We start from the raw sequence: 609 nt of genomic DNA on the forward strand, positions 1-609 counted from the left end.
GCTTATTCACTTGACTATATAACCCAAAACAGTCACTTCACTTTCCACTTCCAGACTTGCGCCTTTCCGCTTCAAACTCCATCACCGCCCAGGTCACTCATCGTGATAACGATTCACCATAAAGACACAAATGTCAGAGATAATATCTAACGCTTGCATTCTCATTGAATACTTGGACTTCTCATTTCCCAAATTGTTAAAGAGCTGGCCGAATCATAAAGATTCAGGCACCTGACTAAAAAGTCAGAAGCAAGCAAGACAATGCTTGATTCTGACTTCTTTGCGCTTCTACCAGTGCAGCAGTATTGGTGGAGCCTAGCGGGATCGAACCGCTGACCTCCTGCGTGCAAGGCAGGCGCTCTCCCAGCTGAGCTAAGGCCCCATTTACAATGCTGAAAATGGTAGGTCTGGGCAGATTTGAACTGCCGACCTCACCCTTATCAGGGGTGCGCTCTAACCAACTGAGCTACAGACCTATAAAAAGCGTCTACACCCTTTAATTACCAGACAAGCAAACGTGTGAGCCCTGAACAGGACGGAAATCTTTGTCGTTAAGGAGGTGATCCAGCCGCAGGTTCCCCTACGGCTACCTTGTTACGACTTCACCCC

2 tRNA genes and 1 rRNA gene are annotated in these 609 nt (G+C 47.8%); all 3 read right to left on the reverse strand.

The annotated features are described in order from the left end of the window. Positions 1–306: 306 nt before the first annotated feature. A tRNA-Ala gene (locus tag A3754_RS24770) sits at positions 307–382 on the reverse strand. A 17-nt stretch (positions 383–399) separates the two neighbouring features. Beyond that, a tRNA-Ile gene (locus A3754_RS24775) sits at positions 400–476 on the reverse strand. Between the two features lie 76 nt (positions 477–552). Next, positions 553–609 (reverse strand): 16S ribosomal RNA (locus A3754_RS24780); the annotation flags it as partial.

The sequence above is a fragment of the Alcanivorax sp. HI0083 genome, from assembly GCF_001635175.1.